This window comes from Segeticoccus rhizosphaerae (genome assembly GCF_005222685.1).
Lineage (GTDB): Bacteria > Actinomycetota > Actinomycetes > Actinomycetales > Dermatophilaceae > Segeticoccus > Segeticoccus rhizosphaerae.
Window position 1 is genome coordinate 27,378 of the sequence record NZ_SWMA01000025.1, and the last position, 21,788, is coordinate 49,165.

Annotated in this window: 22 protein-coding genes; 14 read left to right on the forward strand and 8 right to left on the reverse strand. The window is 71.6% G+C overall.

Annotated features, from left to right (window positions below):
• The first annotated feature begins 83 nt into the window (after positions 1–83).
• Both FCN22_RS15435 and FCN22_RS15440 read left to right on the forward strand, forming a co-directional pair.
• Entirely contained in the window at positions 84–932 is an 849-nt protein-coding gene (locus FCN22_RS15435; RefSeq protein ID WP_238384776.1) for a purine-nucleoside phosphorylase, read from the forward strand.
• Entirely contained in the window at positions 929–2,617 is a 1,689-nt protein-coding gene (locus tag FCN22_RS15440) for a phospho-sugar mutase (RefSeq protein WP_137122454.1), read from the forward strand. The genes FCN22_RS15435 and FCN22_RS15440 overlap by 4 nt, the downstream gene beginning before the upstream one ends.
• 57 nt (positions 2,618–2,674) lie before the next feature.
• On the opposite strand, the gene FCN22_RS15445 is transcribed toward FCN22_RS15440, so the two are convergent.
• Positions 2,675–3,340, reverse strand: a complete 666-nt coding sequence (locus tag FCN22_RS15445) for a PH domain-containing protein (protein WP_137122455.1) — start codon at positions 3,338–3,340, stop codon at positions 2,675–2,677.
• A 75-nt stretch (positions 3,341–3,415) separates the two neighbouring features.
• Here FCN22_RS15445 and deoC point away from each other — a divergent pair, with 75 nt between their 5' ends.
• The 11 genes from deoC (at position 3,416) to FCN22_RS15500 (ending at position 14,821) form a co-directional block, all read left to right on the forward strand.
• The gene (deoC, locus tag FCN22_RS15450; RefSeq protein ID WP_137122456.1) at positions 3,416–4,402 is read left to right on the forward strand and encodes a deoxyribose-phosphate aldolase; all 987 of its coding nucleotides are present in this window, start codon (positions 3,416–3,418) and stop codon (positions 4,400–4,402) included.
• A 41-nt stretch (positions 4,403–4,443) separates the two neighbouring features.
• Complete coding sequence (locus tag FCN22_RS15455) at positions 4,444–5,901, forward strand: aldehyde dehydrogenase family protein (protein ID WP_137122457.1); 1,458 nt, start codon at positions 4,444–4,446, stop codon at positions 5,899–5,901.
• Complete coding sequence (locus FCN22_RS15460; protein ID WP_202911612.1) at positions 5,898–6,827, forward strand: aldehyde dehydrogenase family protein; 930 nt, start codon at positions 5,898–5,900, stop codon at positions 6,825–6,827. The genes FCN22_RS15455 and FCN22_RS15460 overlap by 4 nt, the downstream gene beginning before the upstream one ends.
• Positions 6,828–6,946: 119 nt before the next feature.
• Positions 6,947–7,498: a GNAT family N-acetyltransferase gene (locus FCN22_RS15465; protein WP_137122458.1), complete on the forward strand. Its 552-nt coding sequence runs from the start codon at positions 6,947–6,949 to the stop codon at positions 7,496–7,498.
• Positions 7,499–7,575: 77 nt separating this feature from the next.
• Positions 7,576–8,217 (forward strand): uridine kinase family protein, encoded by a 642-nt coding sequence (locus FCN22_RS15470; RefSeq protein WP_152186759.1) that lies wholly within the window; start codon positions 7,576–7,578, stop codon positions 8,215–8,217.
• A 73-nt stretch (positions 8,218–8,290) separates the two neighbouring features.
• Complete coding sequence (locus tag FCN22_RS15475; RefSeq protein WP_137122459.1) at positions 8,291–9,421, forward strand: glycerophosphoryl diester phosphodiesterase membrane domain-containing protein; 1,131 nt, start codon at positions 8,291–8,293, stop codon at positions 9,419–9,421.
• Positions 9,422–9,428: 7 nt separating this feature from the next.
• On the forward strand, positions 9,429–10,070 hold the full coding sequence (locus FCN22_RS15480; protein WP_137122460.1) for a DUF4129 domain-containing protein: 642 nt from the start codon (positions 9,429–9,431) through the stop codon (positions 10,068–10,070).
• Complete coding sequence (locus FCN22_RS15485; protein WP_137122461.1) at positions 10,067–11,335, forward strand: DUF4350 domain-containing protein; 1,269 nt, start codon at positions 10,067–10,069, stop codon at positions 11,333–11,335. The genes FCN22_RS15480 and FCN22_RS15485 overlap by 4 nt, the downstream gene beginning before the upstream one ends.
• A 70-nt stretch (positions 11,336–11,405) precedes the next feature.
• On the forward strand, positions 11,406–12,386 hold the full coding sequence (locus FCN22_RS15490; RefSeq protein WP_137122462.1) for an AAA family ATPase: 981 nt from the start codon (positions 11,406–11,408) through the stop codon (positions 12,384–12,386).
• Positions 12,387–12,461: 75 nt separating this feature from the next.
• A complete protein-coding gene (locus tag FCN22_RS15495; protein ID WP_137122463.1) occupies positions 12,462–13,757 on the forward strand; it encodes a DUF58 domain-containing protein in 1,296 nt (431 codons plus the stop codon).
• Positions 13,758–13,819: 62 nt separating this feature from the next.
• Complete coding sequence (locus FCN22_RS15500; RefSeq protein WP_137122464.1) at positions 13,820–14,821, forward strand: ketopantoate reductase family protein; 1,002 nt, start codon at positions 13,820–13,822, stop codon at positions 14,819–14,821.
• Between the two features lie 13 nt (positions 14,822–14,834).
• On the opposite strand, the gene FCN22_RS15505 is transcribed toward FCN22_RS15500, so the two are convergent.
• Both FCN22_RS15505 and FCN22_RS15510 read right to left on the reverse strand, forming a co-directional pair.
• The gene (locus tag FCN22_RS15505) at positions 14,835–15,131 is read right to left on the reverse strand and encodes a pyridoxamine 5'-phosphate oxidase family protein (RefSeq protein ID WP_137122465.1); all 297 of its coding nucleotides are present in this window, start codon (positions 15,129–15,131) and stop codon (positions 14,835–14,837) included.
• Positions 15,132–15,196: 65 nt separating this feature from the next.
• Positions 15,197–16,192, reverse strand: a complete 996-nt coding sequence (locus FCN22_RS15510; RefSeq protein WP_137122466.1) for a stage II sporulation protein M — start codon at positions 16,190–16,192, stop codon at positions 15,197–15,199.
• Between the two features lie 102 nt (positions 16,193–16,294).
• Between FCN22_RS15510 and FCN22_RS15515 the strand changes: the two genes are divergently transcribed.
• Positions 16,295–17,122 carry an RDD family protein gene (locus FCN22_RS15515; protein ID WP_137122467.1) on the forward strand — a complete coding sequence of 276 codons (828 nt, stop codon included), beginning with the start codon at positions 16,295–16,297 and terminating at the stop codon, positions 17,120–17,122.
• On the opposite strand, the gene FCN22_RS15520 is transcribed toward FCN22_RS15515, so the two are convergent.
• The 5 genes from FCN22_RS15520 to FCN22_RS15540 are packed head-to-tail and all read right to left on the reverse strand — an operon-like array spanning position 17,112 to position 21,755.
• Positions 17,112–18,251 (reverse strand): adenosine deaminase, encoded by a 1,140-nt coding sequence (locus tag FCN22_RS15520; RefSeq protein WP_137122468.1) that lies wholly within the window; start codon positions 18,249–18,251, stop codon positions 17,112–17,114. The two genes, FCN22_RS15515 and FCN22_RS15520, sit on opposite strands and share 11 nt — an antisense overlap.
• A complete protein-coding gene (locus FCN22_RS15525; protein ID WP_137122469.1) occupies positions 18,248–18,616 on the reverse strand; it encodes a cupin domain-containing protein in 369 nt (122 codons plus the stop codon). Before FCN22_RS15525 ends, FCN22_RS15520 begins: the two co-directional genes overlap by 4 nt.
• 50 nt (positions 18,617–18,666) lie before the next feature.
• Entirely contained in the window at positions 18,667–19,956 is a 1,290-nt protein-coding gene (locus FCN22_RS15530) for a thymidine phosphorylase (protein WP_137122470.1), read from the reverse strand.
• A complete protein-coding gene (locus tag FCN22_RS15535) occupies positions 19,953–20,378 on the reverse strand; it encodes a cytidine deaminase (RefSeq protein WP_137122483.1) in 426 nt (141 codons plus the stop codon). The genes FCN22_RS15530 and FCN22_RS15535 overlap by 4 nt, the downstream gene beginning before the upstream one ends.
• Positions 20,379–20,417: 39 nt before the next feature.
• Positions 20,418–21,755 carry an ABC transporter permease gene (locus FCN22_RS15540; protein WP_238384777.1) on the reverse strand — a complete coding sequence of 446 codons (1,338 nt, stop codon included), beginning with the start codon at positions 21,753–21,755 and terminating at the stop codon, positions 20,418–20,420.
• Positions 21,756–21,788 lie beyond the last annotated feature (33 nt).

Below are 21,788 nucleotides of genomic sequence, written 5' to 3' on the forward strand. Positions count from 1 at the left end.
CGCCCACGTGCCGTCCGGCCGGACCGGTGGGGGGCTTGCGGGCCGGCGAGTCGGGTGTGGGCTCCACGGATACGATGCGCTGCGTGACCGACCCCACGGAAGACACCCCGGAACTCGACCGACCCGACGTCGACCCCTTCGAGGTGGCCCGCGCGGCGGCCGCGGTGATCGCAGAGCGCAGCGGCACCGACCACCACGACATCGCCCTGGTCCTCGGCTCCGGCTGGGGGCAGACCGGTGACCTGGTCGGCGAGACCGTCGCCACCATCGACAACGCGGACGTGCCGGGCTTCGCGGCCGCTGCGGTCGCGGGGCACTGCGGTGTCATGCGCTCGGTGACGGTCGGCGACACCGGGCGTCGCGCGCTCGTCTTCGGCACCCGCACCCACTTCTATGAGGGCCGCGGGGTCAGGGCGGTGGCGCACGGAGTGCGGACGGCCGCCGCGGCGGGGTGCTCCACCATCGTGCTGACCAACGGCTGCGGCGGGCTCAACCCCGCATGGGGGCCAGGCACGCCGGTGCTGATCCGGGACCACCTCAACCTCACGGCGGCCTCACCCATCGAGGGCGCCCACTTCGTCGACCTGACCGACCTCTACACACCACGGCTGCGCGAGCTCGCCCGCGAGGTGGACCCCGACCTGGATGAGGGTGTCTACGTGCAGTTCCGCGGCCCGCACTACGAGACGCCGGCCGAGGTGGCGATGGCCAAGGTGCTCGGTGGCGACCTGGTCGGCATGTCCACGACGCTCGAGGCGATCGCCGCCCGCGAGAGCGGCCTGGAGGTCCTCGGCATCTCCCTCGTCACCAATCTCGCCGCCGGGATCTCCGAGCAGGCGCTGTCGCACGATGAGGTCATCGAGGCGGGAGCCGCCGCTGCCGACCGGTGCGGCCGGCTGCTGGCGCAGATCGTCCGCCGGGCAGTGGCATGACGGCGGCGGACCGCGGGGACGACCTGCTCGAGCAGGCGGCTGCGTGGCTGGCCGACGACCCGGACCCGGACACCCGCGCCGAGCTGCGGGACCTGCTCGACCGGGCGCCGCACGACGCGGCAGCGCGCGCCGACCTGGCCGACCGGTTCAGCGGGTTGCTCGAGTTCGGCACCGCGGGGCTGCGCGGAGAGCTCGGAGCCGGCCCGAACCGGATGAACCGTGCGGTGGTCATCCGGACGGCAGCCGGCCTCACGGCATACCTGAAGCACACGGTGGACGACCCGGCCGTGGTGATCGGCTTCGACGCGCGGCGCGGCTCCGACGACTTCGCCCGGGACACGGCGGCGGTCGTGACGGCTGCCGGTGGTCATGCGATGGTGCTGCCCCGTCCGCTGCCGACCCCGGTGCTGGCGTTTGCGATCCGGCACCTCGGCGCCGACGCCGGTGTCATGGTGACGGCGAGCCACAACCCGCCCCAGGACAACGGCTACAAGGTCTATCTCGGGGACGGCAGCCAGATCGTCCCCCCCGCGGACGCGGACATCTCGACCGAGATCGGTCGGGTCGAGTCGGTGCGATCGGTGCCGCTCGCCACGGACGGCTGGGTCACGATGGGCGACGAGCTCGTCGACGCCTACCTCGAGGCCACCGCGGCCGTGGTCGCGCCGGACAGCCCACGAGAGATCAGCATCGTTCACACGGCGCTGCACGGTGTCGGCAGCCAAGTGCTGGTGTCCGCCTTCGAGAGGGCCGGCTTCCCGCCCCCGACGCTGGTGGACAGCCAGGCCGAGCCGGACCCGGACTTCCCGACCGTCCCCTTCCCCAACCCGGAGGAACCCCGGGCGATCGACGCGGCGTTGGCGCTGGCTGCGGAGGTGCACCCCGACCTCGTGCTCGCCAACGACCCCGACGCCGATCGGTGTGCCGTGGCGGTGCCCGACCCGGCTGCCGCCACGAAGCTCGACCCGGCGGGGTGGCGGATGCTGCGCGGCGACGAGGTCGGCGCCCTGATCGGCGCGCACCTGCTCGCCCGCGGGGTGGGAGCCGACGCCGTCTTCGCCAACTCGATCGTCTCGTCCCGACTGGTGGCCGCGATGGCCGCCGATGCCGGGATCCGGCACGAGGAGACGCTGACCGGGTTCAAGTGGATCGCCCGGGTGCCGGGCCTGCGCTACGGCTACGAGGAGGCGCTCGGCTACTGCGTGGCTCCTGGAACGGTGCGTGACAAGGACGGGGTCAGCGCGGCGCTGCTGGTGGCCGAGCTGGCCGCCACGCTGCACGGTGAGGGACGCACGCTGCTGGACGTGCTGGACGACCTGGCCGTGGCGCACGGGGTGCACGCCACCGACGCCTTCTCCGTGCGGGTCGCCGACCTGTCCCTGATCGCGACGGTGATGGCGCGCCTGCGGGAGCGGCAGCCCGGTTCGATCGCCGACGTCGCGGTCTCTCGGGTGGACGACCTCGCGGTCGGGACACCACAGCTGCCCGCCACCGAGGGGTTGCGCTACCACCTCGCCGACGGGAGTCGGGTCATCGTGCGGCCGAGCGGGACCGAACCCAAGCTCAAGGTCTACCTCGAGGCCGTCGTCCCGGTCGGCGGTGGGGGGCTGGGTGCCGCGCGCGCCGAGGCAGCCGCCAGGCTGGCCCGCGTCCGCGCCGCGCTGGAGCAGCTCACCGCAGTCTGAAGAAACCGTCGCGCGTCATGTCTGTCGCGTCAGGGCTGTCGCGTCAGGGCTGTGGTCTCACAGCAGCATGACGAGGACCACGGCGATCGTGACCGCCAGCAGTGCGCCGACGGCCGGCCAGTACCACGAGGAGCGCACCTCGCCGCTCGGCTCGGGCAGGGTGCCGTGCTCGACGGCCTCCTCGATCTCCACCAGAGCCTTGCGGATGTCGTCGCCCACGGTCGCAGCGGTGACCCTCTTGCCCGGTTTGGGGCCGGCGCTCTCACTCGCGGCAGCAGCGTCGGCCCTGGCCGCGCGACCCAGCCCGCCGAAACCACCGAACCCCAGGCCCCCGCCCACGCCGACGCCGCCCCTGTTGGGACGCGCCACCTGGGAGGAGATGGCCCAAGCGGTGTAGCCGTGGTCCTCGGGCGTGTAGATCCGCAGGTTCCAGCGCGGCTCGATCACATCGACCTGGTTCCAGGGCAGGTGGACGTCGCGGATGATGTTGCGGAAGGTGACGCCGTCCAGGCTGAGCACCACGCAGGGGCGCAGCAGCACGGTCCAGCTCAGCACGGCACCGAACACCAGCCAGACGACGAGCTTCGGAGCGGGGTGATCGCCCCAGGACCGCAGCGCCAACGCGATGAGCAACGCCGCCAGCGCGACGAAGCACCACCCCGTCACCTGCGGGGAGAGCTGGCGGTAAACGTGGCGGGAGGAAGGCGGAGCGGGGTCGTTCATCGTCCTCGGCAATCATCGGGTCAGGCCGGCTGGCACGCCGTCCGAGGGTCGAGCATAGGCGGTTAGACTCCAGCAGTGAGTTCCTCCACCGCCACCACCCGAGCCCGGGACCACCTGGGCGTGACCCGGCTGACCGGCCGAGCACTCACCTCGTGGCTGCACGGCCTGCCAGGGGTGGACCGGGTCGGCTGCGACGCACGGACGGCGGCGCTCGGCACGCGGTCCATCAAGACCACGGCCAAGGCCTGGGCGATCGACACCGCCATCAGCATGGTCGACCTGACCACCCTCGAGGGTGCCGACACCCACGGCAAGGTGCGGTCGCTGTGCGCCAAGGCACGGGTGCCCGACCCGAGCGACCCCAGCACCCCGCAGGTGGCTGCCGTGTGCGTCTACAACGACCTCGTCCCGGTGGCGATCGACGCCCTGCGCGGCACCGACATCCACGTGGCTGCAGTCGCGACGGCCTTCCCGTCGGGGCGGGCCTCGTTGCAGGTCAAGCTCGCCGACACGCGCGACGCGGTTCAGGCCGGGGCCCACGAGATCGACATGGTCATCGACCGCGGCGCCTTCCTGTCCGGCCGCTACCTCGACGTCTTCGACGAGATCGCCGCGATCAAGGGGGCCTGCGACCGGCCGGAGTCCGAGGGCGGGCCGGCCCACCTCAAGGTCATCCTCGAGACCGGAGAGCTCGCGACCTACGACAACGTGCGCCGGGCATCCTTCCTGGCCATGCTCGCCGGTGCCGACTTCATCAAGACCTCCACCGGCAAGGTCTCCCCCGCGGCCACCCTGCCCGTCACCCTCATCATGCTCGAGGCGGTCCGCGACTGGCGCGACCAGACCGGAGAGATGATCGGGGTGAAGCCCGCCGGCGGCATCCGCACCTCCAAGGACGCCATCAAGTACCTCGTCACCGTGAGTGAGACGGCCGGGGAGGACTGGCTCGACCCGGCCCGGTTCCGGTTCGGGGCGTCGAGCCTGCTGAACGACCTGATCCTGCAACGGCACAAGCTGCGCACCGGGGCCTACTCCGGCGCCGACTACGTGACGATCGACTGAACAGACCAGCACGCGAGCACAGCGAGACCCATGAGGCGGACATGACCTTCACCTACGCGCCGGCACCCGAGTCACGGGCGATCGTCGACCTGCGACCGTCCTACGGCCTGTTCATCGGCGGGGAGTTCGTCGAGTCGGACGGCGGTGGGCACTTCAAGTCGATCAGCCCGGCCACCGAGGAGGTGCTGGCGGAGGTCACCGAGGCCAGCGCCGCCGACGTGGACCGCGCCGTCAGGGCGGCCCGCAAGGCGTATGCCGGGCCGTGGGGACGCCTGTCGGGTGCCGAACGCGGCAAGTACCTCTTCCGGATCGCGCGGATCCTGCAGGAGCGCGCCCGCGAGTTCGCGGTGCTCGAGACCCTCGACAACGGCAAGCCGATCAAGGAGTCGCGCGACGTCGACATCCCGACCGCGGCGGCACACTTCTTCTACCACGCCGGCTGGGCCGACAAGCTGGACTACGCCGGTCTCTCCACGCCGCAGGGCGGGTCGCCGAAGCCGCTGGGCGTCGTGGGCCAGGTGATCCCCTGGAACTTCCCGCTGCTCATGCTTGCCTGGAAGATCGCCCCGGCCCTGGCGACCGGCAACACCGTGGTGCTCAAGCCGGCCGAGACCACGCCGCTGACGGCGCTGTTGTTCGCCGAGGTCTGCCAGCAGGCCGACCTGCCGCCCGGTGTCGTCAACATAGTAACCGGGGCGGGCGCCACGGGCCAGGCCCTGGTGGAGCACGAAGGCGTCGACAAGATCGCGTTCACCGGTTCCACGGCGGTCGGCAAGGCCATCGCCCGCTCCATCGCCGGCACCCGCAAGCGGGCCACCCTCGAGCTCGGCGGCAAGGCGGCCAACATCGTCTTCGACGACGCGGCGATCGACCAGGCGGTCGAGGGCATCGTCAACGGCATCTTCTTCAACCAGGGCCACGTCTGCTGCGCCGGGTCGCGCCTGCTGGTCCAGGAGTCGGTGGCCGACGACGTCGTCAGTCGGCTCAAGCGCCGGCTGACGACCCTGCGGGTGGGTGACCCGCTCGACAAGAACACCGACGTCGGGGCGATCAACTCGGCGGCGCAACTCCAGCGCATCCGCGACCTCGTGGAAGTCGGAGAGGCGGAGGGCGCCATCAGGTGGAGCCCGCCCTGCGATCTGCCCGACCGCGGCTTCTGGTTTGCCCCAACGGTCTTCACCGACGTCTCGCAGACCCACCGCATCGCGCAGGAGGAGGTCTTCGGTCCCGTGCTGTCGGTGCTGACCTTCCGCACGCCACAGGAGGCGGTCGCGCGAGCCAACAACACGCCATACGGACTGTCGGCCGGCATCTGGACCGAGAAGGGATCGCGCATCCTGTGGATGGCCGACCAGCTGCGGGCCGGCGTGGTGTGGGCCAACACCTTCAACCGCTTCGATCCCACTTCGCCGTTCGGCGGCTACAAGGAGTCCGGCTACGGCCGCGAGGGCGGCCGCCACGGCCTCGAGGCCTACCTCACGACGGGAGCCACACGATGAGCCCGACCGCGACGCGACGCACCGCGGGGAGCTCGTCACGCCTCGAGGTGCGCAAGACCTACAAGCTGTATGTCGGGGGCAAGTTCCCGCGCAGCGAGTCCGGCCGCTCCTACCAGGTGTTCTCGGCCGGACGCTCCCCCGCGTTCCTCGCCAACGCCGCACTGGGCTCACGCAAGGACGCACGCGACGCGGTGCGGGCCGCCCGTGGCGCCGTCGCCGGCTGGGCGGGCGCCACGGCGTACAACCGGGGTCAGGTGCTCTACCGCGTCGCCGAGCTGATGGAGGGGCGCCGCGACCAGTTCGCGACCGAGGTGCGCGCCGCCGAGGGGCTCACCGCCCGCCAGGCCGAGTCGGTCGTCGACGCGTCGATCGACCGGTGGGTCTGGTATGCCGGGTGGTCCGACAAGATCGCCCAGGTCCTCGGTGGGCTCAACCCGGTCGCCGGGCCCTACTTCGACATCTCTGCCCCCGAACCCACCGGGGTCGTGGCCGCGCTCGCCCCGCAACGGTCGTCGCTGCTGGGACTGGTCTCCGTGCTCGCACCGATTGTCGTCTCCGGGAACACCGCGGTCGTGGTGGCCAGCGAGGAGCGGCCTCTGCCGGCCGTCACCCTGACCGAGGTCCTTGCGACCTCCGACGTGCCCGGCGGGGTCATCAACGTGCTCACCGGTCGGACGGCCGAGATCGCACCGTGGCTCGCCTCGCACGCCGACGTCAACGCCATCGACCTGACCGGGGCAGCAGGGGCCGCCGACGTCGAGTGGGGCGACCTCGAGCGCGCCGCCGCGGACACCGTGACGCGCGTGTTGCGCCCGGCGGGGGATGGCCCCGAGGCGGTCGAACCCGACTGGGATGCCACGCCGGACCTCACCCGTCTGCGGGCCTTCCTCGAGACCAAGACCGTCTGGCACCCGAAGGGGACCTGACCGCCGGTCCGCCGGTCCTCACGACTCTTGCTCTGGTGCGGAAAGCACGGCCGGTGGTGTCGGCCTCCGTCCCTGAACCTCTTGCCCGACAGGCGGTTTGCGCGGCAGGATCACCAGGTGTGAAGCCTGTGCGGTTGGAGCAGCTCGGTCCCGCACACCGGGCCGCCTACCAGGCGATGGTCCGGGAGTGGCAGGAGCTCGCCGGCGCCTACCCGTTCAATGACGGCGAGCTGGCGCTGCGCGACTTCGACGCCTTCTTGGGCGATGTCGCTCTCGAGGGAGACTCCCCGTCGGGGCCGGACGGAGTCTTCCGGCAGATCAGCTACATGATCGTGGCCTCCGACGGAGAGGTGCTGGGCGAGTTGCGGTTTCGCCCGTGGCTCGAGGCGCCCTACCGCAGCCACCACGGGCACGTCGCCTGTAACGTCCGCCCCTCGCGGCGAGGGCAGGGGGTCGCCAGGGCGGCGTTTGCAGCCGTGCTCGACATCGCCGCTCGCGACTTCGGGCTTCCGGTGGTGACGGCCGACGTCGAGGGCGAGAACCCCGCCTCGGTGCGAGTGCTCCTGCACGCCGGTTCCCGTCTCGTGCTCGAGGAGACCCGGCCCGACTCCTCCCGCGTCCGCTGGTTCGAGTGCCCGACCGTGGTCTTGCCGCCGACGCGCGCCATGTGACCCGGGCCAGGCGGCCCCGACCCGCGCCGTCGCGCCCGGCCCGGGCCGCGCGTGGTCGCCCCGTAGACTGGCCTGCCGTGGCCCATCCCGTCACGGAACACCGCCGGACCGAGTCGCCCGCTCGCCGGGTCGTCGTGCTGACGGGCCCGAGTGGGGCCGGCAAGTCGCGACTGGCCGCCCGCCTGTCGCGGCGGCACGGCTGGCCGATCGTCCGGCTCGACGACTTCTACCGCGACGGCGACGACGCGAACCTGCCCATGCTCCCCATCGGCATCCCCGACTGGGACGACGCGCGCTCCTGGGACCACGACGCTGCCCTCCACGCCCTGCTGACTCTCTGCTCCGACGGAGCGGCACGCGTCCCCGTCTACGACATCAGCCGCTCCCGCGCGGTCGGGGTCACGAAGGTGCACGCCGCGACGGAACAGGTCATCATCGCGGAGGGCATCTTCGCCGGCCAGGTCGTGCGTGACCTGCGCGCCAAAGGTGTGCTCGCAGCGGCATACTGCGTGCGCAACAACCGCTGGCTGACCTTCTGGCGACGGTTGGTGCGCGACCTTCGTGAGCACCGCAAGCCTCCGCACGTGCTCTGGCGACGGGGGCTGGCCCTGTGCCGCAACGAACCGTGCCTGGTCGCCCAGCACGAGCAGCTCGGAGCGCAGCCGATGCGCGCACGAGCCGTCGAACGAGCAACCTCCCACCTCGCCGCGCTCGCGTGATCCACAGCGCCTCGCGAGCACCGACCCGCTGGCACGCTAGGTTCGTGGGACACGTTCTCGCACTGGGGGTGACATGTCCGGCAATGCAGGCTTCCCGCCTCCCGGAGGCTCCGACCGACCCGACGGCTGGGCCGCACCGGGCGGGCAGCCGGCCTCTTCGGGATGGGGTGGCAGCCCGCCACCAGCAGGGCCCCCTCCCGGGTATGGCGGGTATGGCGGGTATGGCAGTCCCCCACCGGCCGGACCACCTCCCGGATATGGAGGGTACGGCGGATGGGGGCCGGGGCCCTATGGGCAGGCCTACCAGCCCGGCGTCATACCGCTGCGTCCGCTCGGGTTGGGCGACATCTTCGACGGCGCCATCAAGACGATGCGGGCCAACCCGCAGGCGACCATCGGACTCGGCTTCCTCGTGGGCGCCGTCTTCCTCATCCCCTCCGCCCTCGTCAGCCTGTGGCTCGAGGGGCAGCCGGTCGGGTCGAGCGAGGCGAGTCGCACCGTGCGCGACCTGCTCCTGGCCTCGCTGCCGGGCCTCGCGTCTGCCCTCGCGGGGCTCCTGCTCGGCGGCTTCATCGCCCACGTGGTCGGCCAGGCCGTGCTCGGCGCAAAAGCCGGCATCGCGCAGACCTGGCAGGAGACGAAGAGCCGGATCCCGGCGCTGATCGGTGTCAATGTCCTGACCTGGCTGGCGGTCGTGCTTGCGCTGGTCGTGGTGGTCATCGTGCCCGGGGTCGTCGTGGCCCTCTCCGGGGTCGGCGAAGCCGGGGCCGCCGCCCTGATCATTCTCGCCATGCTGGTCGGCCTGGTGGTCGCGGTGTGGCTCGCGATCCGGCTCGGCATGGGCGGTCCGGTCACCGTCCTGGAGCGACAGCGCGTCCTCGCCAGTCTGGGCCGTTCGTGGCGGCTCACCTCGGGCCGTGCCTTCTGGCGCATCCTCGGAATCACCTTGTTGGCCGGGATCATCGCCATGATCATCCAGGGTGTGCTGGCAGTTCCGGTCGCCGTCGTCACCGGCACCGTGGACCCGTCGGGTACGGGCGTGGCCACGTCACTCACGACGCACGCGATGAACCTGGTCGTCGGGGCGCTCACCACGCCGTTCACCGCCGGCGTCGGTTGCCTGCTCTACCTCGACCAGCGGATCCGGCGCGAGGCGCTCGACGTCACGCTGGCACGCACCGCCCAGCAGGCTGCGGGGACGTGATCCGTCCGTGGTCCCGTTCTTCGACCCCGTGGATCCCGCGTCCGACCAGGCCCGGCGACTGCTGGAGCACGAGCTCTCACGCGGGAGGTACAGCCATCGGGCCTCCCTGATCGACCGGGCCGCACAGTGGCTCGCGGACCTGTGGCACCGCTACCTCGACGTGTCGATCGGCGCGGGTGCGCCGGTCGCCCTGCTCGTCGTCGTGGGCGCCTTCGTCATCGCGCTCCTGGTCTGGATCCTGCCGAAGGTGCGCCGTGAGCGTAGGGGGCAAAGGGGCGCCGGGGTGATCGAGGATCCGGCCGCCACACCCACGGACTATCGCGCCCGCGCCTCACGGGCCCTCGGCGAGGGGCGTCTCGACGACGCACTGCTCGACACGTTCCGAGCCGTGGCCGCCGAGGCGACCGAGCGCACGCTGCTCGACGACGCACCCGGTCAGACCGCGCATGAGATCAGCCTCGCCCTGGCTCCGTCGTTTCCCGACCAGCAGACCGCTCTGCGCACAGCCGCCGACCGGTTCGACGCCGTCCGCTACGGCAACGGGCGAGCGACCCGCCCCGAGGTGGATGAGATGGTCGCGCTGGACCGCACTCTGTCGCGGGGCCGCCCGGCGCACCAACTCCTCGAGCCTCCCCTGGCCCACTCGTGAGCGCCTCCGGTCCCCGGCTGGACACCGCCCTGCCCTCGAGCCGACCAGCCGTGGCTGCCGGCGAGAACGGCCCCGGTGACTCGACCGGCACGGCCACCGGCGACTCGCCTCGCGCCCGTCGCTGGCACAGCCGGCTGATCTGGGCCGCGGTCGTCGTCGTGGTCGTCGTCGTGACCTGGCTCATCACCGCACAGCAGACCAGCAACGCGCAGGCCTACGATCCAGCCAACCCCGGCCCGCAGGGGGCGCAGGCGGTCGCCGAGGTGCTGCGGCAGCAGGGTGTGGACATCACGGTGGTCCGTTCGCAGCAGCCCTTCCTCGACCAGCGGATCGACTCGCGCACCACCGTCCTCGTCACCCACACCGATGAGCTGTCGAGCCGAACCGCACGAACCGCTCTCGAGCACGCGCGCCACGCCGGCCGGTTCGTCCTGCTGCTCGCGGATCCGGTCGTCGTGGGCGGACTCGACCTGCCGGTGGATGTCACCATGGAGCCGACGTACACCACGATGACGGCCAGCTGCCAACTCACCGACGTCCGCCGGAGCGACCAGATCTCCCGGGGACGGATCCGCTACACACCCCACGACGGGACCGACGCGAGAGTGTGCTTCCCGCCGAGTCCCGGCTTCGCCGCCGGAGGCACGGACAGCGGCTACCTCGTCGACCTCCCGCAGACCGCAGACCGCCCGCACGTCGTGCTGCTCGGCAGCGGTGCCGTGCTGACGAACTCCTCGGTGACGGACGCCGACAACGCGGCCGTGGCCCTGCGCTCGCTCGGTCATGCGCCGCGCCTCGTCTGGTACGTCGCGGACAACGCCGACATCGCCGCCGGCGAGCACGGCGCGCCGCTGCCGCTCCTTCCGTCCTGGTTCGCCCCGGCCGCGATCCTGGTGGCGAGTGCGGTCGTCGCGCTCATGTGCTGGCGCGGACGCCGCCTCGGCCGCCTCGTCACCGAGCCGCTGCCCGTCGTGGTCCGCGCCACCGAGACCGCCGAGAGCCGCGGACGGCTCTACCGCAAGGCAGGAGACCGCGGCCGCGCGGCCGCGATCCTGCGCGGCGCCACCCGGCGACGGCTCACGGCATACCTCGGACTGGCTCCGGCCACTCCCGTGGAGGAGCTGGCGCACGCTCTGGCCCAGGTGACGGGACGGCCGTCCGGCGAGCTCCTCACCGTGCTCGCCGGACCGGACCCCGCGGGCGACGAAGCCCTCCTGCAGACTGCAGACCAGCTCGCATCACTCGAGGAAGAGGTACGAGAATGACCCCACCCCACCAAGAGCACCCCACAAAGTCCTCGCTCGTGCCTCGCTCGGTACTTCGCGGGGCGCCCGCATGACCGACTCCCCCGACGCGACCGAGCCGTCGGAGGCGGCGCGGCACGCGCTGCTCGGGGTGCGGCAGGAGGTCGCCAAGGCCGTCGTCGGCCAGGAGGCAGCCGTCTCCGGCATCATCATCGCCCTCCTCGCCCGGGGCCACATCCTGCTCGAGGGAGTGCCGGGGGTCGCCAAGACCCTCCTGGTCCGAGCCCTGGCGGCGGCACTCGACGTGGAGACCAAGCGAGTGCAGTTCACCCCCGACCTGATGCCCGGCGACATCACCGGCTCGGTGGTCTTCGACACGCATACCTCGGAGTTCTCGTTCCGGCCCGGCCCGGTCTTCACCAACCTGCTGCTCGCCGACGAGATCAACCGCACGCCGCCCAAGACGCAGTCCGCGCTGCTCGAGGCGATGCAGGAGCGCCAGGTCTCGGTCGACGGGACCTCCCGGCCCCTCCCCTCGCCGTTCCTCGTCGCCGCCACGCAGAACCCGGTGGAGTACGAAGGCACCTACCCCCTGCCCGAGGCGCAGCTCGACCGGTTCCTGCTCAAGGCCGTCCTGCCACTGCCGCCCCGCGCCGACGAGCTGCAGGTCCTCGCCCGGCACGCGGCGGGCTTCGACCCCCAGGACCTGGCGGCCGCAGGGGTCTCCCCCGTCGCCGGGCCGGCCGACCTCGAGGCCGGCGCTGCGGCCGTCCGACGCGTCAGGGTCGCACCCGAGGTCACCGCCTACATCGTCGACATCGCCCGGGCCACCCGCCAATCTCCTTCGTTGGCCCTGGGAGTCAGCCCCCGCGGTGCCGCAGCCCTGCAGGCCACCAGCAGGGTATGGGCCTGGCTGAACGGTCGCAGCTTCGTCACGCCGGACGACGTCAAGGCCCTGACGCAGGCGACCCTGGCCCACCGGATCGCGCTGCGTCCCGAGGCCGAGCTGGAGGGGGTCCACGTGTCCGCCGTCCTGGACAGTGCTCTGGCGTCGGTGCCGGTCCCCCGATGATGGTGCCTGCTCCCTCCGTATGCCGTTCCGCGCCAAGGGCATCGCGCCGCGGGCGAAGGTGCGGGTGACCCCGGCATGGCCCTGACCGGGCGCGCGGTGGTGCTGGTCCTGCTCGGTCTGGCGCCCGTCGTCGCGCGCCCCACCGTGTCCACGGTCGGATGGTGGTGGCTCTTCGTCATCCTGGTGATCGGGCTCGACTGGCTGCTCGCCGTGCCGCCCGGGACGCTGGTGGTCTCGCGGGGCCCGGTGCGTCAGGTCCGGCTCGGCGAGACGACCTCCACCTCGTTGCTGGTGACCAACCCGTCCAGCCGCCGGTTCCGCGGCCTTGTCCGGGACGCGTGGCAACCGTCGGCGGGCGCGACCGGCGAACGGCATACCGTCCGGTTGCGTGGGGGTGAACGCACCCGGCTGACCAGCACACTGCGACCGACCAGACGCGGTGACCGGCTGGCCGACCGGGTGACGGTGCGCAGCCTCGGCCCACTGAGGGTCGCCGCACGGCAGCAGTCCTTCTCCGTGCCGGGCGCGGTCCGTGCCCTGCCGGCCTTCGCGTCGCGCAAGCACCTGCCGAGCCGGCTGGCGCAGTTGCGGCAGCTCGACGGGCGCTCGGCGGTGCGGACACGCGGGCACGGCACCGAGTTCGACTCCCTGCGTACCTACGTCGAGGGCGACGACGTCCGTTCGATCGACTGGCGAGCGACCGCCCGCCGGCAGTCCGTCGTCGTACGCACCTGGCAGCCCGAGCGGGACCGCCGGATCATCCTCGTGCTGGACACCTCGCGCACGTCCGCCGCCAGGGTCGCGGACATGCCACGGCTCGACGCCGAGATGGACGCCGCGCTGCTGCTCGCGGCCCTTGCGTCCCGTGCCGGCGACCGGGTCGACCTGCTGGCCGGGGACCGCCGCGTCAAGGTGAAGGTGAGCGGATCACGCAACCACACCCAGCTGCTGCACGAGCTCGTGACCGCGATGGCACCGCTCGAACCTGCTCTGCTGGAAGCGAACTGGACCACCTTGGCCGCGGAGGTCAATCGGCTCAGCCGTCGGCGATCCCTCGTGGTCCTGCTCACCTCCCTCGAACCGGCCGCGATCGAGGAAGGGCTGTTGCCGGTGCTGCCCATGCTGACCGCCCACCACCGCGTGGTGCTGGCCTCGGTGGCCGACCCGGCCCTGGGCGCCCTGACCACGAACCGCTCCACCACGTCCGCGGTCTATGACGCGGCGGCAGCCACCCGCACCGTGGCGTTGCGGCAACGCACCGCCGAGGCGCTCGGTCGGGTCGGGGTCACGGTGCTCGACGAGGTGCCGGACGAGCTGCCGGTCGCCCTGGTCGACCACTACCTGCTGCTCAAGTCCCGCGGGCTGCTCTGAGCCGGATGCCTCCACTCGAGGCGCCCGTGGACGCCCGTGGACGGCCGTGAGACATTGACGGCATGCCAACGCACAGCAAGGTTGCCATCGTGGGTTGTGGAGCCATGGGGTCGGTGTATGCCGGGCTCATGCAGCTCGCCGGGCACGAGGTGCACGGCATCTGCCTCTGGACCGACCACGTGCGGGCCGTGCAGACCGGCGGGCTGAGGGTCCACGGCAAGAGCGGGGACCACACCGTGGACCTCGCCTCGATGGGCACCAGCACCGACGGGGTCGGCGAGTGCGACCTCGTCGTCATCGCGACCAAGGCCTTCGACGTCGAGTCCGCGGCGCAGGCGGCCCGGCCGCTCATCGGGCCGGGCACCGTCGTGCAATCCATCCAGAACGGGCTCGGCTCGCCGGAGCGCGTCGCCGGTGTCCTCGGCGGCGAGCGGCTCGCCATCGGCGTGGTCGGCGGTTTCGGGGCCTCTGTGTCCACCCCGGGCGAGGTGCACCACAACGGGATGGAGATGGTGCGGTTCGGCGCCTATGACACCTTGACCCGCGCCGACCTCGAGGCCTCCGCGCAGGTGTGGACCAGCGCCGGCTTCGAGGTGCGCCTGTTCGACGACACCGACCAGATGGTGTGGGAGAAGCTGATCATGAACGTCGCCTTCTCCGGCACCACCTGCCTCACCGGCATGACGATCGGTCAGGTGCTGGCCGACGCCGATGCCTGGCACGTGGCGCAAGAGTGTGCCCTCGAGGCCGTGGCGGTGGCCCGTGCGGCGGGGATCTTCCTGGATGTGGGTGATCCGATCCAACATGTACGGCTCCTCGGTGGCCGGATCCCGGACGCCCGCCCGTCGATGCTGCTGGACCACCTGCTGGGCGAACGTGGCGAGGTCGACGCGATCCTCGTTCAGGTGGCCCGCCTCGGCGAGCGGCACGGCGTCGCCACGCCGACCCTGCAGACCGTGGCCGACCTCATCCGCGCCAGGGAGAGCCTCATGGCCGCCGCCCCCGAGCGTCAGCGCGGCGACAGTCCCCGTGAGCCGAGCAGCTCGGCACGCTTGAACGCGTAGGCCACTGCCCAACTCATCCGCAACCGGTACATCTTCGCGCCAGGTGCCGAGCCTTGGCCGAGTCCCCGGCGGTGCTGAACGTCCACGTGCCGTGCAGGAAGTGTCCGTCCAGCGCACTGATCCGAGGCTCACCGCCGCTCGTCACGGTGGCGACCGACAACACCTTCATACCCGTGAGCAGCTGGGCCAGCTCGTCGGCCCGCAGGGTGCGTTGGTCGTTGATGATCGAACGCAGGTGTCCGGTCGCGCGGGCGTGTGAGGCGTCGAGCAGGTCATGCAGCGAGGCGATGTCCTCCGGTGTCTCTCGCATGCGCCGACCGTACGGCAACGCGCCGAGACCGGCTTGATCGTCGTTGCGGCGATGCGGCCGCCCGGTCAGCCCGCCGCCGGCAGGGTGTCGCCGGCGTCCTGTGCCGAGACGTCTCCGATCTCACCCCTCCGGTGTGCCCACCGACCCAGCGTGAACACGTAGGTCAGGAAGGCGATCTCGACCACCACGCCGATGCCGATCCGGGCCCAGGTGGGCAGCCCCGACGGCGTGACGAAGGCCTCGATGATCCCGGAGACGAGCAGCACCACCACGAGTCCGAGCACCACGACCACCGACGACCGGCCGGCCGCGGCGATCGACTGTCCCCGGGTCCGGCTGCCCGGCACCACCCACGACCAGAAGAGCCGCAGGCCGACGCCCCCGGCGACGAAGACCGCCGTGAGCTCGAGCAGGCCGTGCGGCAGGATGAGACCGAAGAAGAGCCCACCCCGCCCGTGGTCGGCCATGATCGAGCCGATCAGGGCGACATTGACCGTGTTCCTCCAGAGCACCAGGACGACCGGCACTCCGAGGACGCCGAGGGCGACGCAGAGCGCGGCGACCTGCGCGTTGTTGGTCCAGACCTGGCTGGCGAAGTGCGACGCGGCATACTCGCTGTAGTAGCCCTCGACCTCGTGGTGCACGAGCTGGCTGATCTCGGCCGCCGAGACCCGGCTGGCGACGATCCGCGGGTGTGCGAGCAGCCACCATCCGAGCAGGAAGGCAGCCGCGACGTTGGCCAGGGCGGTGACGATCCACCACCGACGCATCTCGTAGAGCGCACCGGGGAACGTCGCGGTGAAGAAGGTCGCCAGGTCCGACCAGGAGTGGCTGCGGGTGCCCGCCGAGCGCGACCGGGCACGAGCGAGCAACGAGGACAGGTAGGCCACGGTCGAGGGGTCGGGGGCACTGGAACGGATCAGGGACAGATGGGTGGCCACCCGCTGGTAGCGGTCGAGGATCTCGTCGGCCTCGGCCCCGCTCAGGCGGCGCTGGCGCACGAGGTGCTCGAGGCGGGCCCACTCCGGGTGGTGCCGGGTCACGAAGGCGTCCAGGTCCACACCGGCAGCCTAGGCCAGCCCGCACGCCCGCGCGGCGCTCGTCCACAGCCCCGGATGCACGTGGAGCCCCTCGACGAGCGGCCGTCGTAGGCTGCGGTCACCATGGCGAAACGTCTCGACCTGTCCTTCGGCGCACACGACCTCGTCACCGGCGAGGCCGTGAGCCTCGAGCTGCCGGCAGCGAGCATCGGCGTGCGGATCCTGTCCGGCCTGATCGACGTGGTGGCGGTCGTCGTGGCGGCCGTGGTCCTGGCGGTGCTCGGCGGCACGATCACCCGGGGCCAGGACCAGGCGTTGACGCAGACGGCGCAAGTCGTGGTCGCACTCCTCGCCGTCCTGGTCCTGCCGACGACTGTGGAGACCCTCACCCGCGGCAAGAGCCCGGGCAAGCTCGCGCTCGGACTGCGCACCGTCCGCGACGACGCGGGGCCGATCCAGTTCCGTCACGCCTTCGTCCGAGCCCTCGTGGGCATGGTCGAGATCTTCGTGACGTTCGGCGTGCCGGCCCTGATCAGCGCCCTGGTGAGCACCCAGGCCAAGCGGCTGGGGGACCACGCCGCCGGCACCTATGTCGTGCGCGAGCGCGTCGCTGTCCGACTCACTCCGCCTCCGGCGATGCCACCGTTCCTGCAGGCCTGGGCGAGCGGCGCCGACATCGCCACCCTGCCGGACGGACTGGCGGTCAACGTGCGCCAGTTCCTCGGCCGCGCAAGCACTCTCACGCCAGCAGCACGAGCGGCGGTCGGCTCCCGGCTGTGCGCCGAGGCGCTGCGCCACGTCGCTCCCCCGCCGTCAGCCGGCGCGCACCCCGAACACGTCCTCGCCGCGGTGCTCGCCGACCGGCGCCGGCGCGACGGCGAGCGCCTCGACCGCGAGGAGCAGCTGCGTCAGCGGCTGCTGCCGCCGGACCCGCTCGACCTCAGTCGGTAGCCGGCAGGCCGGCATATCCGGGTTTGATGACGTCGTCGATGATCGCCAGCCGCTCGTCGAACGGGAGGAACGCGGACTTCATCGCGTTGATCGTGACCCACCTCAGGTCGTCGATGGCCCAGCCCGCCTCGTCGCACAGGAGCGACATCTCCCGGGTCATCGAGGTGCCGCTCATCAGCCGGTTGTCGGTGTTGACGGTGACCCGGAACTTCAGCCTCGCCAATAGCGAGATCGGGTGCACCGCAACGGATTCGGCAGCACCGGTCTGCACATTGCTGCTCGGGCACATCTCGAGCGGGATCCTGCGGTCACGCACGTATGCCGCGAGAAGGCCGAGCGACACGTCGTCACGCGTCGCGGCGACAGCCCCCGCGACGTCGGCGGCGTAGGGCCGGCCCGCGACCGTGATGTCGTCGACGATCCGCACGCCGTGGCCCAGCCGGTCGGCACCGCACCACTGGATCGCCTCCCAGATGCTCGGCAGCCCGAAGGCCTCGCCGGCGTGGATGGTGAAGTGCGCGTTCTTGCGGCGCAGATACTCGAAGGCGTCGAGGTGCCTGGTGGGCGGGAAGCCGGCCTCGGCGCCCGCGATGTCGAACCCGGACACTCCCTCGTCGCGGTAGCGCACCACCAGCTCGGCGATCTCGGTGCTCTTGGCGGCGTGCCGCATCGCGGTCAGCAGCGCGGTGACCCGGATGCGGCGACCTGCCTGCGCAGCGAGCTGCTCCCCCTCGCGGAAGCCATCGAGCACCGCCTCCACGACCTGCTCGAGGGTGAGTCCCTCGACGAGGTGCTGCTCGGGCGCGAACCGGACCTCGGCATACACCACCCCGTCCGCGGCGAGGTCCTCCGCGCACTCACGGGCCACGCGTTGCAGGCCGTCCACGGTCTGCATGACCGCGAGGGTCTGGTCGAACGTCTCGAGGTAACGCACGAGCGAACCCGAGTCGGCGCTGTCCCTGAACCACGCAGCCAGTGCGGCCGCGTCGGTGGCGGGCAGGTCGGCATACCCGACCTGCCCGGCCAGCTCGATGATGGTCTGCGGCCGCAGCCCCCCGTCGAGGTGGTCGTGCAGCAGGACCTTGGGCAGCGACCGGATGAGCTGTGTCGATGCGCGAGCCGCGGTCACTCGGCGGCTCCCTCGTCCTCACGGCCGACGGTGTCGGGGCTGAACGCCGGCAGGCAGATGGCGATGTATTCGGCCCCGTCCTCACCGCAGGAGTAGCGAATTCGTTCACCGGCCTCGGTGATGATCGACTGACCGGCGGCCACCGTCGTCGGCCCTCCTTCGTGCTCGACGACGAGGCTGCCCGCGAGGACCACGGTGATCTCGTCGAACGACGGCTTCTGGTAGGGCTCGTCCCAGCCGGCGGGCGCGATCATGTGGGCGACGGAGACGGAGTCGGTCTCGGTGTTGACGCGTCCCACGTGCTCGCGGATGACCTTGCCACCGGGGACGGGAATGACGGTGGGTTCGGGGATGAGTCGAGGCATCTGCTCACCCTAGCGCCGCCAGCCCGCCGCCCTCGGGGGCGAGGGCGCGGTCAGGCGATCCGGTCGATGACCAGCGGCAGCAGGCCGGGTCGGGCGCCTTCCGGCGCGATCTGGAAGGCGCCCTCCAGCGCCTCGAGCGCGCGGGGGAACCGATCGGGTGTGTCCGTGTGCAGGGTCAGCAGCGGCTGGCCCCCGCGGACCTCCGCCCCTGGCTTGGCGTGCATCTCGACCCCGGCACCCGCCTGGACGCGGTCCTCCTTGCGCGCCCGGCCGGCGCCGAGACGCCAGGCCGCGACCCCCACGCCGAGCGCGTCCAACGAGACCAGCACGCCGTCGGCGGGCGCCAGCACCTGGTGGGTCTCCTTCGCGACCGGCAGGTCCGCGTCCGGGTCGCCTCCCTGGGCGCGGATCATCGCCCGCCACACGTCCATCGCACGCCCGTCCCGCAGCGCGTCGGCCGGGTCGACGTCGTCACGTCCGGCCGCGGCGAGCATCTCCCGCGCCAGCGTGACGGTCAGCTCCACGACGTCCGGTGGTCCGCCGCCCGCCAGCACCTCGACCGACTCGCGCACCTCCAGCGCGTTGCCCGCCGTCAGTCCGAGTGGTGTCTGCATGTTGGTGAGCAACGCGACCGTGGTGAGGCCGGCGTCCTGACCGAGTCCGACCATGGTCCGGGCCAGTTCGCGCGCGGACTCGGTGTCCTTCATGAACGCGCCAGACCCCACCTTGACGTCGAGCACCAGTGCCCCGGTGCCCTCGGCGATCTTCTTGCTCATGATCGAGCTGGCGATCAACGGGATCGCCTCGACCGTGCCGGTCACGTCACGCAGGGCATACAGTCGCTTGTCGGCCGGGGCGAGACCGTCGCCAGCCGCGCAGATCACCGCGCCCACCTCCTCGAGCTGGCGCATCATCTCCTCGTTCGACAGCGAGGCGCACCACCCGGGGACGGACTCCAGCTTGTCGAGGGTGCCGCCGGTGTGGCCGAGCCCGCGGCCGGACAGCTGCGGCACGGCAACGCCGCAGGCCGCGACGAGCGGTGCGAGCGGGAGGGTGATCTTGTCGCCGACGCCTCCCGTCGAGTGCTTGTCGCTGGTGGGGCGAGACAGTCGGGAAAAGTCCATTCGCTCGCCCGAGGCGATCATCGCCGCGGTCCATCGGGAGATCTCGTCCCGATCCATGCCGTTCAACAGGATCGCCATGGCCAGTGCCGACATCTGCTCGTCTGCCACGACCCCGCGCGTGTAGGCGTCGACCACCCAGTGGATCTGCCCGGCGGAGAGGCTCTGCCGGTCGCGCTTGGCCCGGATCACGTCGACGGCGTCGAAGACTTCGGTCATGCCTCACGCCCCTCGTAGACCTCGTCGAGGTCGGACACTCCGAACGCCTGGGGCAGCACCTGCGTCATCGGCTGCACGCCTTCCGGCGTCAGGAGCAGGCACTCCGGGCCGCCGTGCTCCCAGAGCAGCTGACGGCACCGTCCGCACGGCATGATCGCCGCGCCGTCCACGTTGACGCAGGCGACGGCGACGAGCCGGCCGCCACCGCCGGCGACGAGATCCGAGACCATGCCGCACTCGGCGCACAGCGCGACGCCGTAGGCCGCGTTCTCGACGTTGCAGCCGGCCACCACGCGCCCGTCATCGACGAGCCCGGCGACGCCGACCGGATATTTCGAGTATGGCGCGTAGGCGCGTCCCATGAGCTCGATCGCCTTGTCGCGCAGGACCTCCCAGTCGATGCCCGCCTGCTCGGCTGCCATCGCGGAGTCCTGAACGTGCTGCCGCTGGTCCGACACGACTCACTCCTTGGTGTAGGGCTCGCCATCGGCAGCGGGCGCCTTGACCCGTCCCACCAGCCCGGCCACTGCGAAGATCGTGGCCAGGTAGGGCAGCATCGCCAGGAAGCTGGACGGGATCGCGACCGGAGCCGAGATGAAGGACAGCAGCGTGCCGAGGGCGTCGGCGAACCCGAAGAGCAAGGCGGCGCCCAGCGCACCACGCGGCGACCAGCCCCCGAAGATCACCGCGGCCAGGGCGATGAACCCCTTGCCGGAGGAGATGTCCTTGGTGAACGACCCGACCGCGCCGATGGTGAGGAACGCGCCACCGAGGCCGGCGACGCAGCCACCGAGGATGACGTTGCGGTAGCGGGTGCGCAGCACGTTGATGCCGACGGTGTCGGCGGCCTTGGGATGCTCCCCCACGGCGCGGGTGCGCAGGCCCCAGCGGGTCCGCAGCAGCGCCACGTCGATGACGATGATCAGCAGGTACATCAGGTAGACGATGATGTTGGCGTCGAACAGCAACGGTCCGAGGATCGGGATGTCGCCGAGGACCGGGATCTTGATCGGGGAGAAGAAGCCGGGGTTGTTCAGGCTGTCCTGGTTGGGCTGCATCAGCGCGTCGTAGATGAAGCCCGTGAGACCGAGGGCGAGGACGTTGATGACGACACCCAGGATGATCTGGTTGACGACGTAGCGGATCGCGAAGACGGCGAGTAGCGCGCCCATCAGCCCGCCGGCGATCATCGCGGCGATCAGCCCGACGCCGAGGTTGTGTGCCATCGAGCCCGCCAGCGCGCCGGCGAACGCTCCGGTGAGCATCTGCCCCTCGATGGCGATGTTGATGACCGCGGAGCGCTCACAGAGGATGCCGGCCAGGGCACCCAGGATCAGGGGTGTCGCCAGGAAGATGGACTGCGAGAGCAGCCCGACCAGGTCGATGCTGGCGCCGCCCTCCTGGCCGGTGGCGGCCCAGCACAGGAAGGAGAAGATGAACGCGACGCCCGCGACGACTCCGACCCACCGCATCGCGCGACGACCGAAGCCTCGGACGGCCTGCCACAGGCCGAGCAGGATGATCAGGACGCCGAGCACGACGATGGCGGTCCGCGCCGGGAGCACCAGGTTGGGCACGCCGATGGCCGCGTCGGGCTGCCCCAGTTGGAACGTCGCCGACACTCCCGGGTGGGCGCCGAGACCCAGACCCAGCACGCACAGCACCCCGAGGGCGACCATGAGCACGCCGGTGATGACCCGGCGCTTCGTGCTGGTGCGTCGGACGACCTTCTTGACGACGACGAGGTCGTCCTGGTCGGGGTCTCCGCCCGACGGTGTGGCCAGCTCGACGGCGCTCATGCCGGGGTCCCCGCGGAGTTGCGGAGGCCCGGG

Coding starts and splice junctions, on each gene's coding strand:
- FCN22_RS15440 (WP_137122454.1), top strand. CDS start 929: ATGACGGCGGCGGACCGCGGGGACGACCTGCTCGAGCAGGCGGCTGCG.
- FCN22_RS15445 (WP_137122455.1), bottom strand. CDS start 3,340: ATGAACGACCCCGCTCCGCCTTCCTCCCGCCACGTTTACCGCCAGCTC.
- FCN22_RS15455 (WP_137122457.1), top strand. CDS start 4,444: ATGACCTTCACCTACGCGCCGGCACCCGAGTCACGGGCGATCGTCGAC.
- FCN22_RS15460 (WP_202911612.1), top strand. CDS start 5,898: ATGAGCCCGACCGCGACGCGACGCACCGCGGGGAGCTCGTCACGCCTC.
- FCN22_RS15475 (WP_137122459.1), top strand. CDS start 8,291: ATGTCCGGCAATGCAGGCTTCCCGCCTCCCGGAGGCTCCGACCGACCC.
- FCN22_RS15490 (WP_137122462.1), top strand. CDS start 11,406: ATGACCGACTCCCCCGACGCGACCGAGCCGTCGGAGGCGGCGCGGCAC.
- FCN22_RS15495 (WP_137122463.1), top strand. CDS start 12,462: ATGGCCCTGACCGGGCGCGCGGTGGTGCTGGTCCTGCTCGGTCTGGCG.
- FCN22_RS15500 (WP_137122464.1), top strand. CDS start 13,820: ATGCCAACGCACAGCAAGGTTGCCATCGTGGGTTGTGGAGCCATGGGG.
- FCN22_RS15505 (WP_137122465.1), bottom strand. CDS start 15,131: ATGCGAGAGACACCGGAGGACATCGCCTCGCTGCATGACCTGCTCGAC.
- FCN22_RS15515 (WP_137122467.1), top strand. CDS start 16,295: ATGGCGAAACGTCTCGACCTGTCCTTCGGCGCACACGACCTCGTCACC.
- FCN22_RS15525 (WP_137122469.1), bottom strand. CDS start 18,616: ATGCCTCGACTCATCCCCGAACCCACCGTCATTCCCGTCCCCGGTGGC.
- FCN22_RS15530 (WP_137122470.1), bottom strand. CDS start 19,956: ATGACCGAAGTCTTCGACGCCGTCGACGTGATCCGGGCCAAGCGCGAC.
- FCN22_RS15535 (WP_137122483.1), bottom strand. CDS start 20,378: ATGGCAGCCGAGCAGGCGGGCATCGACTGGGAGGTCCTGCGCGACAAG.
- FCN22_RS15540 (WP_238384777.1), bottom strand. CDS start 21,755: ATGAGCGCCGTCGAGCTGGCCACACCGTCGGGCGGAGACCCCGACCAG.